Annotated in this window: 9 protein-coding genes; 2 read left to right on the forward strand and 7 right to left on the reverse strand. The window is 62.9% G+C overall.

Going from position 1 to position 15,616, the window contains the following annotated elements; all coding sequences use genetic code 11:
- Nucleotides 1-55 precede the first annotated feature (55 nt).
- From GLA29479_RS01740 to GLA29479_RS01755, 5 genes are all read right to left on the reverse strand, one after another.
- Nucleotides 56-676 carry a flagellar basal body L-ring protein FlgH gene (locus GLA29479_RS01740; RefSeq protein WP_144436301.1) on the reverse strand — a complete coding sequence of 207 codons (621 nt, stop codon included), beginning with the start codon at nucleotides 674-676 and terminating at the stop codon, nucleotides 56-58.
- Between the two features lie 520 nt (nucleotides 677-1,196).
- A complete protein-coding gene (locus GLA29479_RS24205) occupies nucleotides 1,197-1,550 on the reverse strand; it encodes a hypothetical protein (RefSeq protein ID WP_144436302.1) in 354 nt (117 codons plus the stop codon).
- Nucleotides 1,547-2,005 carry a hypothetical protein gene (locus tag GLA29479_RS01745; protein ID WP_057970593.1) on the reverse strand — a complete coding sequence of 153 codons (459 nt, stop codon included), beginning with the start codon at nucleotides 2,003-2,005 and terminating at the stop codon, nucleotides 1,547-1,549. Before GLA29479_RS01745 ends, GLA29479_RS24205 begins: the two co-directional genes overlap by 4 nt.
- A 450-nt stretch (nucleotides 2,006-2,455) precedes the next feature.
- On the reverse strand, nucleotides 2,456-5,299 hold the full coding sequence (locus tag GLA29479_RS01750) for a TonB-dependent receptor (RefSeq protein ID WP_082638203.1): 2,844 nt from the start codon (nucleotides 5,297-5,299) through the stop codon (nucleotides 2,456-2,458).
- Between the two features lie 499 nt (nucleotides 5,300-5,798).
- Complete coding sequence (locus tag GLA29479_RS01755) at nucleotides 5,799-7,919, reverse strand: right-handed parallel beta-helix repeat-containing protein (protein ID WP_057970595.1); 2,121 nt, start codon at nucleotides 7,917-7,919, stop codon at nucleotides 5,799-5,801.
- Nucleotides 7,920-8,172: 253 nt separating this feature from the next.
- On the opposite strand from GLA29479_RS01755, the gene GLA29479_RS25130 reads away from it, so the two are divergent.
- Together GLA29479_RS25130 and GLA29479_RS01760 are read left to right on the forward strand one after the other, a co-directional pair.
- A complete protein-coding gene (locus GLA29479_RS25130) occupies nucleotides 8,173-8,346 on the forward strand; it encodes a hypothetical protein (RefSeq protein ID WP_169795595.1) in 174 nt (57 codons plus the stop codon).
- Between the two features lie 387 nt (nucleotides 8,347-8,733).
- Nucleotides 8,734-9,297 carry a hypothetical protein gene (locus GLA29479_RS01760; protein ID WP_057919691.1) on the forward strand — a complete coding sequence of 188 codons (564 nt, stop codon included), beginning with the start codon at nucleotides 8,734-8,736 and terminating at the stop codon, nucleotides 9,295-9,297.
- Nucleotides 9,298-9,427: 130 nt separating this feature from the next.
- On the opposite strand, the gene GLA29479_RS01765 is transcribed toward GLA29479_RS01760, so the two are convergent.
- Entirely contained in the window at nucleotides 9,428-12,220 is a 2,793-nt protein-coding gene (locus GLA29479_RS01765; RefSeq protein WP_057970596.1) for a winged helix-turn-helix domain-containing protein, read from the reverse strand.
- Between the two features lie 778 nt (nucleotides 12,221-12,998).
- Complete coding sequence (locus GLA29479_RS01770; RefSeq protein ID WP_082638204.1) at nucleotides 12,999-14,705, reverse strand: putative bifunctional diguanylate cyclase/phosphodiesterase; 1,707 nt, start codon at nucleotides 14,703-14,705, stop codon at nucleotides 12,999-13,001.
- Nucleotides 14,706-15,616: the final 911 nt, after the last annotated feature.

The raw sequence follows: 15,616 nt of genomic DNA on the forward strand, positions 1-15,616 counted from the left end.
ACCTCGCTGATAGTGGTCGCCTCCCGCTAGTGCTGTGGCGGCTGGATGAAAGCCGTCATCGCGCCCGCTGCAGGCTCAGAAACTTGTACATGTTCTCGATCGAGCGTTGACGCCGCGAAGGATCCATTCCGCCGTCGTCGACCAATTCCAGCCCGGCATCAGCGATCCGGTTCGAAACCACCGCGTTATCGATATCGAGGTCTTCGCGGCGGACCAGGCCGGAGACCCGGTAGGTTTGTTGCTTGCCGCTGACATCGAGCGTCAGCAGGCCCTGGATCCGCACGCTGCCGTCCGGTTTCACCGCGACCACTTCCGCGGGAATGATGGTCAGCAGGTCGCTGGGCACGGCCTGGGGGCTGCTGGCGGCCGGCGGTTTGGCCCAGGTCGATTTGAGCGCGAACACCCTGACGGCATCGCCGACATGATGCGTGGGGTGGACTGCCGGGTGGCCGACGTAGTCGTTGACGTCGATCGGGCCTTTGAGTGGCAGCGAGGATGGCGGCGGCGGCGCCATCGGCATCGGCGGCGCCTCCAGCACCACCCCGGACGGTTCCGGAGGCGGGGGCGGAAGCGGAGGCGCCGCTGGGCTCCGAGCCTTGACGGGGCCGGCGCATAGGGCCACGACCATCAGCAGGGCCGGGATCGACGCGTGGCGGGCATCAGCTTGCGTACTCATCTGGAAAATCCTTTTCTCTTACGGTAACGGTGAAGCCCGGGCCAGTCCTGGTCGTCGGCCGCATCGAATCTGCCTGCGTAAGCATACGCTGATGTCGACGAAGACCGATGTCGACGAAGGCCGCCGGTGTCGGGGGCGTACAGCGGCTTCGGTTCGAATGACTGTCGGCCATCGAAGTCACTTCCCCTGCGCTTGCTCACGACACCAGTGGTCGATGGCCGACTGATGCTGCCGTTCTTTGCCCAGAGCGCAGTTCTCGGCGATCTTTGGTTCGCAGTCAGGCAGTCAGGCAGTCAGGCAGGCGGCCTTCTCTCCGGCAGGGGATGCGCATGCGGACAGAAAGCTGAGCAAGATCAGCGCTGAAGGTGCGGCGGCAGGGTGTGGCTTCATCTTGACGGCGGATACCGGATTAAGCCGGGCCGCGGGGCGGCTTCGGTCGGTTGAACTACTCTGGCTCGGTGCTGGCCGACGCTCCGCCGGCAACCGAACGCCCATCGTCCGGCGGCATGAATTCGCGACCTCAACCGGAGCCGCTGCAAAACACCGGCGGAAGGATATGCGAGGCCACCTCGACCGCAAAATAGATCAGCCATATCGCGACGCCCAGCCAAATCAATTCGAACGCTCTCAGATAGGCAATCGTCAGCAGCAGGATCAGCGCCGGAATGCCGAGGATCACCAGGCAGGCCACGAACACATAGGCGCCGCCCCAACAACCGAAGGCCCCCGTGCTTAGAGAGACTACCGAGGCGGTCGCCAACAGCAGTACCAGGATCAGGCAGACGATGGCGCAGATACGCGCGCTGCGATGGCGCCTTGCCAGCCGTGCATTTACCGGTGGCGGACTGGTTGCGAGCGGCCCTGTGTCGGTCATGGCGTCAGCTCGTGTTGCGGTCGGTCGGTCTGTGCCCCGCACCGACGGGAAAACGCCCAATCCAGGGCCAGCGCCACCGATACGAACACCAGGAGCACCAGCCCGGAGAAGATAACGCCCAGCATCGACAGCGCCCAGAACATCAAAGCGGCGGTTTTCCACGCATCGAACAGGCCTGCCGCCAGCATGCAGACCAGCAGCGGAACGAACTCGAGGAAGAGATAGCCGGCCACCGCACGACGCATCGCTTTGCAAAGCCGCGGCCGCCAGGATGGGCGCAACCACCACGCTGCCGGCAGTGCGCCGAGCAGAATGAACCAGGGACCGAATACGAGGGGCAGCGGCAGATCGCTGGTCCCGCTCGCCCCGAACTGCGCCTGGCTTTGGCCGATACACGCCAAGAGAGCCAGGCAAAGCGCCGCGATCCGTGTGAAGCGCCGATACCGTTCGTTCAAGCAGGAGTCCTTTCGATTTTGAAGACGCGATGATCTGATTGGAGCGCCTGGATAACGCCCAGGAGCCGGCAACAGCAAGTGCGGTCGTCTCCAACGCGTGCCAAGTCGCTGATTCGTATATTTGCACAACGCTCGCCCGAGCACAGGTCCGGAGAGCGCCGGCATTGGAGAGCGGGACGGCCTCGGGCCGCATTCGCTGAGCCGGGACGAGTCGCCGATTGCGGGCTATCGCCATCACCTTGCAGATGCCCGTCCATGGCGCCGTGGCGACAGCGGAGAAGGGATTGAAAGAGCCGCTTCGCTATCTTGATACGACGCGCCAACGCGCTCTTGCAGTACTCGTCCCGAACGCCGCCGCGCTCCGATCCCGTCCCTCGTCGCTTTGGTCAGGGAGCCGAGCTTTCGCGGCGTATGGAAACGCAAAGGTCGGCCAGGAAGGGGGTGTCCGGTTCAGAACTGATGTGTGGCACTAACCGAGTAGTAGCGTCCTACCGGGTCGTCGTCGGCAATGGTGTAACCGCCGTTGCTGTAGTTGTAGTTGCCAGGACGGCGGTCGCCCAGGTTGTTGACATTGACGCTGAACAGCCAACGTTTGAAGCCGCCATAAGCAATGTCGATGCCGGCCAGGGTCGTGCTGGGCGTATGGCGTATGTGGTCGACGTTGCTGCCGTAAGTAAACGTGCTGGTTGGTACCGGCACGGACACGGTCGTTGGGCCCATGTAGTGCAGATTGAGCGTTACGATCCAATCGCGATAGCTCCAGCGAACATCGCCCAGCACGCTTCGGTTGGGCATTTCGATGCCGGCATGGTCTTCGATCGGCGCGGTCGGACGATGCTGCCGGAGCAGGCGATGCGTGTAGTGACCGCTCAAACTGAAATCGAGCTCGCCCCAGCTCCGCGTCTGGCGACTGTACTCGGCCTTGATCTCCCAGCCCCGCACTTCGGTGTTGCCGACGTTATCGAGATAGCTGGCGACGGCGATCAGCTCGCCGTTGTCGTCGCGAATCAAGGCTTCCGGGGACAGCTCTTCAAGGCCCAGTGCATTGATCGGCAGAATCTCGTTCTTGCGCCGGATGCGATAGTGACTGCCGGTCAGCGAGAAGTCTTTGCCGGGGGTCCAGATCAAACTAAGGTTGCGGTTGGTCGATGTCTCCGGTTTCAGCTTCGGGTTGACTCGTGCGCGCAGATCGACGGCGCAGTAATCGTCGAACTCGGTGCGGCAAGGCCGGGTCGAATCGTCGGCGGGGACGTAGGATGTCGCCTGTTGCTTGATCAGCAGCGGGCCGCGCAACTCGGCCAATGTCGGCGCGCGATAACCCTCTCCAACCGAAGCGTGCAGACTCAGGGACTGCAAAGCTCGCCAATGCAGACCGAACATCGGCGAGATCTGATCGCCGTAGCCCCGGTTGCGATCGAGGCGCCAGGCCGCGTCTATCGAGAATTTGTCGTGCAGCGGCGCCTTGAGCTCGGCGTAGACCGCTGCCGCATCGCGGAAGTCGCTTCGGCCCTGGAAGTCCATCGCCAGCGCGATATCGCCCTTCGCCAGCAAGGGGTCCGGCCGGTTGCTCAGGTGCTCGTGGCGCGCTTCGAATCCGGCAGCGACCTGGACCTCGCCAGCGGGTAGCGCGAACAGCGGACCGTCCACGCTGCCGGACAAGGTTTCCAGCGACATCTTCCCGCCCAATACGATGGGAGGCGAAAGCTTGGCGAGCACGGCATCGGAATTCCTGTCTACCCGATTGAAGCGATAGCTTCGATCATCGACGACCGACCCGAGCGCCGACAGGCAGATCAAGCCATTGATGCGATTGGCGACCTCGTTGTCGCGGCGCGACAGGCTCAGATCCCAGTTCCAGGCTCCGCGGTAGCCGTTGATGCCGAGGGTGTAGTCCCTGTTGGCGGTAACGACGCGATTGCCGATCGGCCCCACATCGGAGAACCAATAATTCAAGAACGAATAGTCGCGAGCTTTTTCGCTATCCGGGTGATCGCCGGACAGCGGCATCACCCCATGGCTCGGCGCGTTGCGCAGTTCCAGCGAGACCCGGGACAGGCGCAGATCGGCGTAGGCCTCGAGGTTCTGGCCGATCGGCTGGCGCAGGTGAGCGTACAAGGCATTGCTGGCGATACCCGGTTGCAGACTGCTGTAGCGCGGAGCGTCGAAACCGCACTCGACGCCGGATGGCGTGGGATCGCGATCGCGGCAGCCTGCGATCGGGAGCACGCTGCCGTCGTCCTGCAGGAAGCCCAGTGCGATCCGCCGATCGGTTCCGCCGAATCGCCGCCGATCGAGCGTGCTCCAGGGACGCTGGCTGCCGATCAGCGGATTACGGGTGAAGTGATCGACGCTGACGAAAACGTTGCCGCCGCTGCGCGTTTGCGCGCCGAAGCTGGCGTACTCGCGTTGCTGCTCGGCGTCGCCGCGCTGGGACACGCCAAAATTGCTGCCGACCTCGGCTCCGCGGTAGTCCTTCTTCAGGATGATGTTGACTACGCCGGCCATCGCGTCGGCACCATAGATGGCCGACGCTCCACCGCGAGCGATTTCGATGTGATCGACCATGCTCAACGGAATGCCGTTGAGATCGGTCAGCGCACCCATATCGGTCGAGACCAGGCCGTAGTTGGCCATGCGTCGCCCATCGACGAGGAACAAAGTCGCGCGCGGGCCGAGCGAGTACAAACTGGCCGAAGCCGCGGCTGCCGTCGGCACCTGGCTGTTGCCGCCCTCGCTGGCGATATTGCGAGGATGGTGGCCGGTCATGCCCGGCATCAAGCGCAGCACATCGAACAAGGTCTGATGGCCGCTGGCGCGAATCTGCTCCTGCGTGATCAGCGTCAAAGGCAGCGCGCTCTCAAGCCCCGCGCGCTTAATCCGGCTTCCCGTGACGTGGACTGTGTCCAACTGGGTCGGAGACCTCGGCGAGGATGGCGTCTTCGGCGCAGTCGGCCGCGCGTCGATCCGCGGGCGCGGCGTAGGCTGAAGCAAGTAGACATTGGCTTTCACCGCGACTGCGGTGAGGCCGGTCCCTTCCAGTAATTGAGCCAGGCCCTCACGAACTCCGGGACGGCCTCTGAGGCCCGCGCTGCGCCGCTTGGCCACCAAGGCCGGCGAATAGATCAACTGCACGTCTTTGCGAGAGGCGAAGGCGTTGAGTGCATCGTCCAGGGCGCCGGGCGGAATGCCATGGCCATCGGATGGAACAGCGCCCACTGAGGCCTGATAAGCCCCCGCGACTTGCGGGACCGTCAGTGAGAGGAAAAAGCCCAATGCGTGAGAAAATCTGGCCATACATAACCGTATCGATCAGACCCAAGCGGATTCCGGACGCCTGGCTTCTATGGCGAAATCGAACCATAGCATCGCCGATGCGCTGATGGGCTCGGCGGTATCGAACTTCAACGGTCGCCGCGTGCGGCGGCTGAAGGCTCATGCGCAATCGCCCTCATGCGCGGCGCAGATCGCGCCGGCGATGTCACACATGAACGATGTCACACATGACCGGTCCGAGCGCTCTGCGGACGTTGCGGTATGTCCTGGAATGCCTGCGGCATGGTGGTGCCGCTGCGTGCCGGCATGAACCCCAACGCATCGGACGTGCCAACAGTCGGGCCGTAACGCTCGGAATCCGCGCCGCATCATGTTCAAGACGAGATCGCCCCGAAGACGTAAGTCAACTGACTTCGTGCGATGGCTATTCAGGCGGCTGCATGGGGCGACCCGCCGGACCGGTGTGCGGGGCAGTCAGCGGGCCGCGAACGCATCGTTCGCGGCCCGTTGTGCGCCGTGCTTACTGCGGCGCGTCCTGCAACACGATGTCGTCGAGGTAGAAGCTGGCGTTGTGATTGGTCGAGCCACCCGAACCCACCAACAGCACCCACACGCTCGCCGTCTGCGCGGGCGGTTGCACATCAGCGACCACCTGGATCCACTCGTCGCCGGCCGCGGCCAGCGATACGTCGCTGAACGAGGTCTCCTCATCGCCAGTCGCCGGCGTGCCGTCCTCTTTGAGCCAGCGCAGGCGCATGCGCGCATTGGCGGGCAGCGGCGGGGTGCCGGCGACATGCTTGATCCAGAAGCTCAGGCGCTTGGCGGCGTTGTCGGACAGGTAGCCGGGATGATTGGCGATGGCTGCGCCCCAATAGCTGTCCTCGGCTACCACCTGCAGGCTGTGCGCGCCGCCGTGGCCGACGTCGGCGCGGGCGATGCGGCTGCCGTACCACGCGGTCCACAGGCCGGCCGACGCTTCCAGGGTGGCGGTTTGCGGATCGAGCAGATTGAACGAAGAGCCGTCGGTGGTGCTGCCCGCATCCTGCAGATAGGGCGCGGCCTGCCAGCTCTTGAAGCTCATCGTCTCGCCGTAACGCTTGGCGAAACGCCAGGGGCCGTAGTAGTGGTTGTTGGCGAAGCGGTTGTTGTTGCTGAACATCACATCGTTCTGCACCTGCTGCACGGTGTACGGCGACCAGCTCAGGTTGTTGTCGCCGGTGGCGTACAGCGCCTGCGCGCCGCAGAAGCTGGAACTACCGCACGGCACCACCGCCGGGTCGAAGTAGAACTCGTTGCCGGTCACCTCGATGTTCTTGGCGTGCCAGCGGCAGTCGCGCTGCAAGGTCGCATCGCCGTTGATCTGGGTGTAGCACGGATGCAGGTTGCTGACCGGATCGGGGTACTTGGTCGGATGCTCCGGGTCCGGACGCACGATCAGCGCCGGATGGACGAAGGGCGTGCAGTACACCTGGCTGGTGTTGCCGTTGGAGTTGCAGAAGCGGTTGGAGCTCTCGTAGATCGACACGCCCGAGAAATTGTTCTCGAAGTAGTTGTCGTAGATGCGCAGCAGGTCGGAACCGCTCACGTCCTTGGGCAGGCGACTGTCGCCGCCGGATTCGGACAGGTAGATCGCCGGCGCCGGCGCGCCGAGGTCGGATGTGCCCGAGGTCCAGCCGTTGTTGATGAAGGTGTTGGCGCGGATGGTGGCGTTGTAGCTGATCTCGTACCAGATGCCGACGCCGTCGTTGTCGCGGATGTAGTTATTCTCGAACAGGAAGTCGATGTTGTTGGTGTCGGCCCACAGGCCGGTGCCGCGGTTGTCGTGGACGTAGTTGCCGACGATTCTGGCGCCGCGCACGTCCCAGAACTTGCCGCCGCCGGTGCAGCCGCACTTGGTGCTGGCTTCCCAGTCGTCGAGGTTGTTGCCGGCGATCTCGTTGTGGCTCAGCTCGATATCGACGATAGCCGAACGGCCCGGCGCCGGTTGCTCCGGCGTCGCCGGACCCTCGCTTTGCAACGGTCTTTTGTACATGCTGAAGCCGTACTGGCCGTTGTCCTTCAGGCAGTTGAAGCTGACCTTGTTGTGGCTGCCCAGAAACACGCCGGCGCCGCGATTGTTGACGATGGTGTTGTACTCGATCGTCCAATGGTCGCCGGCGTCGTGGTTGACCACGCCCTGGTCGAAGTTGCCGTAGTCTTCGGCGGGGTCGTCGCTGTAGCGGCCGAAGTTGCGGATGGTCAAGTAGCGCACCACGACGTTCTGTGCCGTATTGGTAAAGGCGTAGTGGTTGCGATTTTGGCCGTCGATGATCGCGCCGGGACCGCCCAGGTAGGTATTGCCGTCCTGGGCGATGATCTGGCTGTACTTGTCCGTGCCGAGGGTGTGTACGCCCGGCTCGAACCAGAAGGTCACGCCGGCGCGCCGGAAGTCGAAACCGCTGTTGTCGCCGGCCGGAACCACGATCGCGCCCTGCGGCGCCGTCGCCGGGCCGCTCGGCATAACGCCGGCCTGGCAATAGTTCGCCGGCGGTTCGCTCGGCCACATCAAACCCGCGTGGGCCTGGCCTTGGCCGCCGATACGCGGTTGCGCCGCGACCGCCGGGGCGATGACCAGCCCGCTTAAGAACAAAACCGGCAGCATGCGCGTTACGCGCCTACACCGGGACGATGAGTTACGAGAGTCGATAGCCACTGCGCAAGTCCCTGGACGATGACGGTGTGAAAGTAGTCGGTGGCGATCGCAGACAACGCGACCGGTCCGCTCTGGCCACGGCGGCCGGCGGACGGAACCTCAATGGGCTCCGCCCGGACTGCTGGCAGATCGGACCGGACGTTGATGCCATGCGCCGTCATGCAGGCGTAGTGGCAGCCGTCATGGCATCTGTAAGTCTGTGATGTCTATCGCGGTAAATACCGGTATCCGCGCCGAAACCGGTGTCCGCTCGGCAGGGATTCGTGCCTCGCCCAATGAGGCCGGCCATTGCGGATTCGATCGCGGCGGCACCTGCGCAAGTCGCGAAGGTTCCACGGCAAAGCAAGCGGCGAAATTTGCCGGCGTCGAATTCTGAAGCCAACTTCGCGGCCTTTTGATTCGCACCTTCGCCGGTATCGCCTCATCCCCGTCCGCGTTCTGGGCCTGGCGCAACGAGCAGTGTGTCATGTGCTCAACGCGCTGCGACAAGCGTAGCCAGAACCTTGCGATGCGAGCTCGCGCAGCTTTCGCCAGGTTCGGCAAAGTGTATCGCTGCGCGGCTCTTGCAGAAGCGGACGAAGCGCACGGTCGCTGCCCTTGTTAGACCAAAAAACATGTTCTTAAATGCCGTGCCCATGGAGTGACCGGACCTTTTTACTCCTGCGGGTGCGCCATACGAGCAATCATCGATGATTCGTGACGTTGACGTAACAGCTTCCAGCTGAGATGACTCGTCAAAACCTTATATGGAGATAAATTTCAAATGCGCATCGCGAAGAAATCCGCTTTAACCTTGTTTCTGATCGGGCTCTCGTTCGTCGGTACGACGGCAGCTGTTGCTTCGGACCACACTGCGCAAGAGAACGCTGTTTCGCTGGCGGCACTTCCTCCTGGAGCGCAACTGCAGGAGTTGAAGCGATATTTCAGAAAGGTCGTCGGCGCGCAAGGCGACCACATGAGTGGGCAGTATTTGCCGTATGGGTACGACTACCACTACAAGCTCGAAGGGACGCTTGCTTTCACTTCGTCTACCTGGTTCCCCAACTCGCATTTGATGTACAGCTGCATTCTTCCCGCACCGGACCCGAGCATTTACGCCGACTTTTTCACCTCGACCGACGAAAACTGCGAGGGCAGGACCAAGTTCACGGCGCACCCTACGCTCGGCTACGTCAGCTCCACTCAGATCGAAGGCACCGTTCCGCTCATTCGCTGCCTCATCACTACGCCAGGCACGGGGCAGATGAATCACTACGATGCCGTCGGCGACAACTGCGGCAACAGCAATGCGGTCAAGGAAGGCATTTTGGGATATGTTTTCCTCTGATCGCCACTAGGGCGAGACGTTTCGCGAGTGAGTAAGGAGAGGGTCGCGACATCGTCGCGGCCCTTTTTTCTTTAGGCCCGGCCTTCACCCGTTCGGCTATCTCTGTCTTACCGCGATCGAAAGTCGTAGGCTAAAGATTGAGCCAATTCCCGTCGGCACCGCGCATGCCGGTGCGTGCAATCAAGGCTTCGCGCTCGGCTGGACTGCAGTCGCCGGACATCGACCCCGGTTCGAATATTCGATGCAGCTCGAGCTCCAGGACGGCGTCGCCCCTTCGCCGCGCCTCGCGGTGCAGGGCACTGCCCAGCGCCGTCGCCTTGGCGCGGTCACCGCGTTCGAGCGCATCGGCGGCCTCGAGCAGATTGAGCCGAGCGATCACGTTCCAGGCATCGTTCGGTATCAGGCGACGCGCGCTCGCGACCAGGTCGCGGCTGCGCGCCCAATCACCGCGCGCGGCGGCATTCTCGGCCTGGCCGGCCAGGGCTCTGGCCAGCAACAACGCATAACCCGCGGACTGGATCGGCTGCAGTACTTGCGTGTAGAGCCGCTGCGAACGGTCGAACTCGCCCAGACGCGTCGCCAAGCTGGCGTCTTCCAAGGACGCGACCCATCGATCGGTTGCGCTCGAGGGCAGTGCCTGCTCAGCTTGCTCCAGTAAGGCCTTGGCCTGGGGCCGGTCGCCAGCGAGCATTTCGACCCGACTGCGAAGGCTCAACGCCATGTGGCGCAAGCTCTCTCGGTCGCCTTTTGCGCATCGGTCCAGGTTCGCGCGCGCTTGGGCCGGCTCCCCCATGGTCAACAAGACCTGCGAACGCATGCAGGTCAATGTCGTGAGCATCTCCGAGTCGGGCTGCCCGGCGGGAGTCGGCGGAAAGATGTCCTCGGCGCGGTCGATGATCTTCAAGGCCTGCGCGTACTCGCCACGCACCAGGCTCATGTCCGCAGCGTATAGGCTGGAAGACATACGCTGCGCGCTGGGCAATTTCATCTCGGAGAGCTGCTTGAATCGGGCCGAAGCGCTGCTCAGGCGGGCGCTGAGCAAATCGTCGGCCATCAACCATAGGTTCAAGTCGGTCAGCGGAATCAGATCGCCGGTAGCGCTCGCGATCGCCGCCGCCTGGGTCAGCCGCGACCGATAACCGGCGATGTCGCCGGCCCGCGCATGTTGGTTCGCGCTGGCGATCAGAATATGGATCTCCAGGCCGCGGTAGCCGGCGGCGTTGGCGCGTGCGAGCAATGCCTCCAAAGCCGGGTCGGCGCCGTCGGCCGGCAACGGGGCGGATAGCCGCGCCAGCACGCGTGCCTCCAATGCGCCGGTGGCGTTGCCTCCCTTCTCATACAGCACCGCGGCTTGCTCGAATTCGGGCGGCGTGCCGCGCTCCGGGAACTGCCCGGCATTCGCGCTTGCCAGCACCATAAGTGCATCGGCCTGCTCCAGATTCCATGCCGGACCGGCCTTTCGCGCAAGCTCCACCGCCTCCTTGGCGGCTGCGCGCATGCGCTCCGGATCGCTGAGCGCAGCGTAAGCGTTCGCCCGCAGCAACCATTTGCCTACGCAAATGCAAGTGGTGTCGTTGTTGACAGGGCGATCCGCCAGTCGCTCGAGCGCTCGTTGCGGTTCGCCCGCCCTGATGAGCTGCCACGCATATTCAAGCTGGAGAGACACTGTCTCAGGGGAGCGATCGGCCAACTTAGCGTACGCCGCCAGAGCTTCGGCACCGCGGGTCGGGTCGATCGCCAGGCGTTGAGCTTGCAGCAGTTCGATAACCGGCGCCGGCGATCCGGCCAGCAGCTTGACGGCCTCGTCCATTTGCGCCTTTGCCGCTGAGGCTTGGGCGAGACGAGCCTGTGCCAGGGCCAACTGCATGCGCGCCAAGCCGAAACGCGGAGCGCGGGCGATCACTTCCTCGCCAACATGCACCGCCGCGATCCAGTCGCCGTGCTTGAACGCCTGCGCCGCCTGCACGTAACGCTCGGCAGCATCGGCGCTGAGCTCGAGGGCCGGCCAGGGCTCGGCGTAATCAGGCTGCAGGCGCGCCACGATCTGGCGGGACAAGGAATCGACCAATGCCGGCAGGTCCGCCCGATGGCCTTCGACTTCCAGCCGCTGCTCCTTGCCGCGGTCCCTTAAACGGACATAGACCTTGATCTTTGCCGGGTCGCGCGGCGAGGTCGCCGACGACAGGAACAGCACTTTCACCGAACCCGGCGCGCCGGCGGCCAGTTGCGCCTCGTCCAACAGATTGATGCCGGGCAGGCTGGCCAATTTCCAACCGAGCCATTGTTCGAGCAGTTCAGCCGGCCAGCGAGTGGCACGGTTATCGTCTTCTATCGTGACCAGGGCTACGGTCAGTTGCGGCTCGGCAGGCGAGGTGAGTTTATTGAAAAGCCATGCGCTTACGATCGCGGCCAAGCCGATGGCCGCCAGTGCCAGCAGCCAAATACGTTGGCGCGACCACGCACTGCGCGTCGACTTGACCGCTTCGAGTGAAGGCGCTGGCGCGTCGACCTGCGCGGGAGTCGATTCCGATTTCGCGGGTGCCTCGGCGGCCGGTTCCGCAGGCATCGCCGCCGATGGCAGTTCACGGACCGAACGTACGGGCTCGGGCGCCTGGAAGACGTAGCCACTCTTGGCGACGGTGCGGATCCATGACTTGCGCTCTTCGCCCAGCGCCTTGCGCAACAGCCATACCGTCTGCGACAGGTTGGTGTCTTCGACGATCAATCCCGGCCACAGGCGTTCGAACAATTCGGTGCGCGTGTGAAGTTTGTCCGGTTCGGCCAGGAACAACACCAGCAGATCGAATACCCGTTGCGGTACATCCACGCTCTGCCCGGAGTGGATCAGTCGGCGAAAACGCAGATCGATGGTCAGATCAGCCAGTTGCAGATAGCGGATGTCGGGAGGCCAGGAGCCGGTCATCTTGATCTCACCTAGCAAAGCGAATTACGCCCAGGAAGGCGATCCAGTGCGGCCGCGCCTTTCCGAGCAATCGACGGCGGGCGAGAAACCCGCTGCGACCCAGCGAGGCTGCCAGCCATATTCCGAAAGCGTGCGGCTAATGATGGTGGAACCAATCGGCATATTCGGCAAGCATCGGCCGCCTTCCCGAGCGCAGGGGTGGGCAGTGCCCTGTTCGACACGTACATCGGCAACATGACTGCGGCATAGAAGACCGCCGCTGCCCGGGCGTCGAGGATCCGCTTGGGCGAGGCGGTCCCGCGAAACGACGGCGGCAACGCCGATGTACCTGCGGTTATGCCCCAATGCGGCCGACCCGCAATCTGAGTCGTATCGGTAAGCCAATCCAAACCGGGCTTAGATTCGCAGGCGTATGTGTGACAGCTTGGCCTCGCTTCAAAGCCACGCCGCCAGGCCAAAGAACAAGTCTGCCGACATCGACCATCGTCGGCAGTCGCGGCCAGGACGTCATACGTTCCATGCCGTAGCCCTACTCATGTCTTGACGCAGAGGGCGGTGTCGGCCCGTCGCCCTACCGGGCTGAGCTGCTATGACCGATGCTACGTGCCGCCACATAGCCCTAGTGGCGCCCGTGATGACATATGCAGGCTGTGACTTGAACGCGATCGCCGCCGGTATCTGCGCGCAAACCAGCGAACGGTCACGGGCCCCTGGAGGGCTCGTCGGAAATATTCGCTCGCTACCAGCGCGCCTTCTACGCTCGGTCGACGGCATTCCTTCAGGCTCGGATGGCCTTGAAATGAACCTGAGCCGCGTCGGCGGGCGCCGGTTGTCCCATCAGATAGCCCTGCAGCTCGTCACATCCGAGGTCGCGCAAGAAGTCGGCCTGACTTGTGGTTTCCACGCCTTCGGCCGCTACCCGCAGCCCCAGATCCCGTCCCAACGTCAGAATCGCCCGCGATACCGACGCGTCCAGAACGCTGTGCGGCAGCCCCCGCACGAAGCTCTGGTCGATCTTCAGCTTGTCCCAGGCGAAGTGCTTCAAATAGGCGAGGCTCGAATGGCCCGTGCCGAAATCGTCCAGCGTCAGCAGGGTCCCCAAGGCCTTGAGTCTGCGAAGCTCGTCTTTCACCCGTACCAGGTTTTCCAATACCGAGCTTTCCGTCAGTTCGATTTCGAGCATATGGCCGGGCACTCGAAATTCCTGCAACGCGTCGGCAACCGCACGATGCAGGCCCGCGCGCCGCAGTTGTTGCGGCGATACGTTGACTGCGATGGTGAACCCCGTATAGCCGGCATCCAGCCATAGGCGGATCTGGCGGCAGGCTTCGCGTATCACCCAGTCGCCGATTTCCCTAATCAGCCCCAAGCCTTCGGCTATAGGGATGAATCTGTCCGGTGCGACGTCGCCGAGCAATGGGCTGCTCCAACGCAACAGCGATTCGAAGCCGCTCAGGCGCATATCCGAAGCCGAAAACTGAGGCTGGTACTGGAGCATCAATTCACCGGCCTGGACGGCTTCGCGTAACAGGCCGCCCATTACGGTGCGGTCCTCGATGTCTTGCATGTCCTCGGTTTGGAACGGGCAAACACAGTTGCGGCCCAGCACCTTTCCGCGCTCCGCGGCGGCTTGGGCCCGGCGCATCAGATCCAGCGCAATGTCGCCATGCGCGGGGGCGTAGCTTATGCCGATCGTCGCGGTCAATAACACGCGATAACCCTTGCCCTCGAACGGCAACGTAAGCAGTTTGCGAATGCTCTCGGCTAGGCGTACGGCCGCGGCCCCATCGCCGCCTTGCTGGACGACGACAAACTCATCGCTCGCAAAGTGACATACGGCGACCTGTTCGCTCGCGAGCGACTGCAAGCGAACGCCTACGGCCCTCAGAACCTCGTCGCCGTTCTTATGGCCAAGAGAGCCGTTGATTCCATGGAAGCGATCCAGGTCGATGAAGACCACTGCAGCGAACGCCCCCGCGTTCTCGAACGCCCGAATCATCTGAGGCTCTAGAACGGAATAGCGCTGCAAGCCGGTTACGATGTCATACCTGGCATGGTCGGCCTCCGCGGCAAGCAATCGCTTCTGCTCGGTGAGGTCGCGAATGAAGGCCGTGAAGTACGCCATCGTCCCGCCATCGATCCGCGTCACTGTCAGCTCGACCGGGAATCTCTCGCCGCCTGCCCGAATGGCGACAAGCTCCAGCCTCCGGTCGAGGATGGTCGAGGTGCCGGTCATCAAATGTCGCCGAAAGCCCCGCCGGTGGTTGTCCCGCATCTCTGGCGGGATGATGACTTCTGCGACTTCGAGGCCGATGACTTGCTCGCGTCTCCAGCCGAACACGCGCTCGGCGGCTGGATTGAACTCGGTTATTTGCCCGAGTTCGTCGATGACGATGATCGCGTCGAGAGCCGACTGCACTACGGCTCTATATCTCGCATCGGTCCCCGGGGGGCTCGCAACGCTCTGGATTGTTACGTCTCGCATTGAACGCCCCTTCTAAGGCCGCGAGTTCCGCGTAATTCCAATCAGCATCACATCCATACGCCTGAGCGTCGAACAATGGAGAGGCCGGACGATTTATGTCTTCGAGCGGTTAGATTCTCATTGGGTCGGCGGTCGAGGAAAGCGCAAGTCCAGATGCAAGACAGCTGCGAGCGGCAAGCGGTGCAGTCGTTGAGTCTTGCGCGGCCATCTCCAGATTCCGGATCTCATAAAGTTTCAGGCGCAGGTAATCCAATTAGGAGCCGATCTTCTCTTGCGTAACGAGAACCAGTGCGCACATCGGTCAGTCGGTTTCTGAGTGGCGCTCTGTGGGGTCGTAGGCCAGCGTCGTTCGATGCAGAAAGCGCGCGTCATGGGAGGTGGCGCACAGGAACGAACACGACGGCATCTATAAGGCAACGATAGTTCTCGGAGCCCTTGCGAGTACGGGCCGATCTTTCCCTGGAGCGCCCGGTCAGTGGAAGTCGGCAGAGATCGGATCGGCGCGCTCGGCAAGGCGCCATCGCTGTCGTTGTGCGGATTGAAGGCGCTGAATCCGGTGCCGGTGGTGGAAAAGGGCAGCCCATGGTTTCCGCGCACGTTGGCGTGGAGCCAGCCAGCGCGGCTCCAATTGCGCGGTCCGATCGTCGCTATTGGCGTTACATGTTCTTTATGTGCGCCGAGTCACCGGAGCCATCGCAGTATTCAAGCTTTGGACTCACTCTGCGAACTCGACACGTCACACTAATAGTGAACGAAATAAAATCCAGCGGGCCCATTTCTTCCCGTTAGATTCGGTGCTTGTTCGTTAGATTCGGTGATGAAGCCGGACTCCGACTACGACGTCTCGGAATCGGATTCGAATGGCCGGTATATCCAACAGCACCTGTCCGTAAGCCGCCTCGACAAGGGCT

The organism is Lysobacter antibioticus (assembly GCF_001442535.1).
Classification (GTDB): Bacteria; Pseudomonadota; Gammaproteobacteria; order Xanthomonadales; family Xanthomonadaceae; genus Lysobacter; species Lysobacter antibioticus.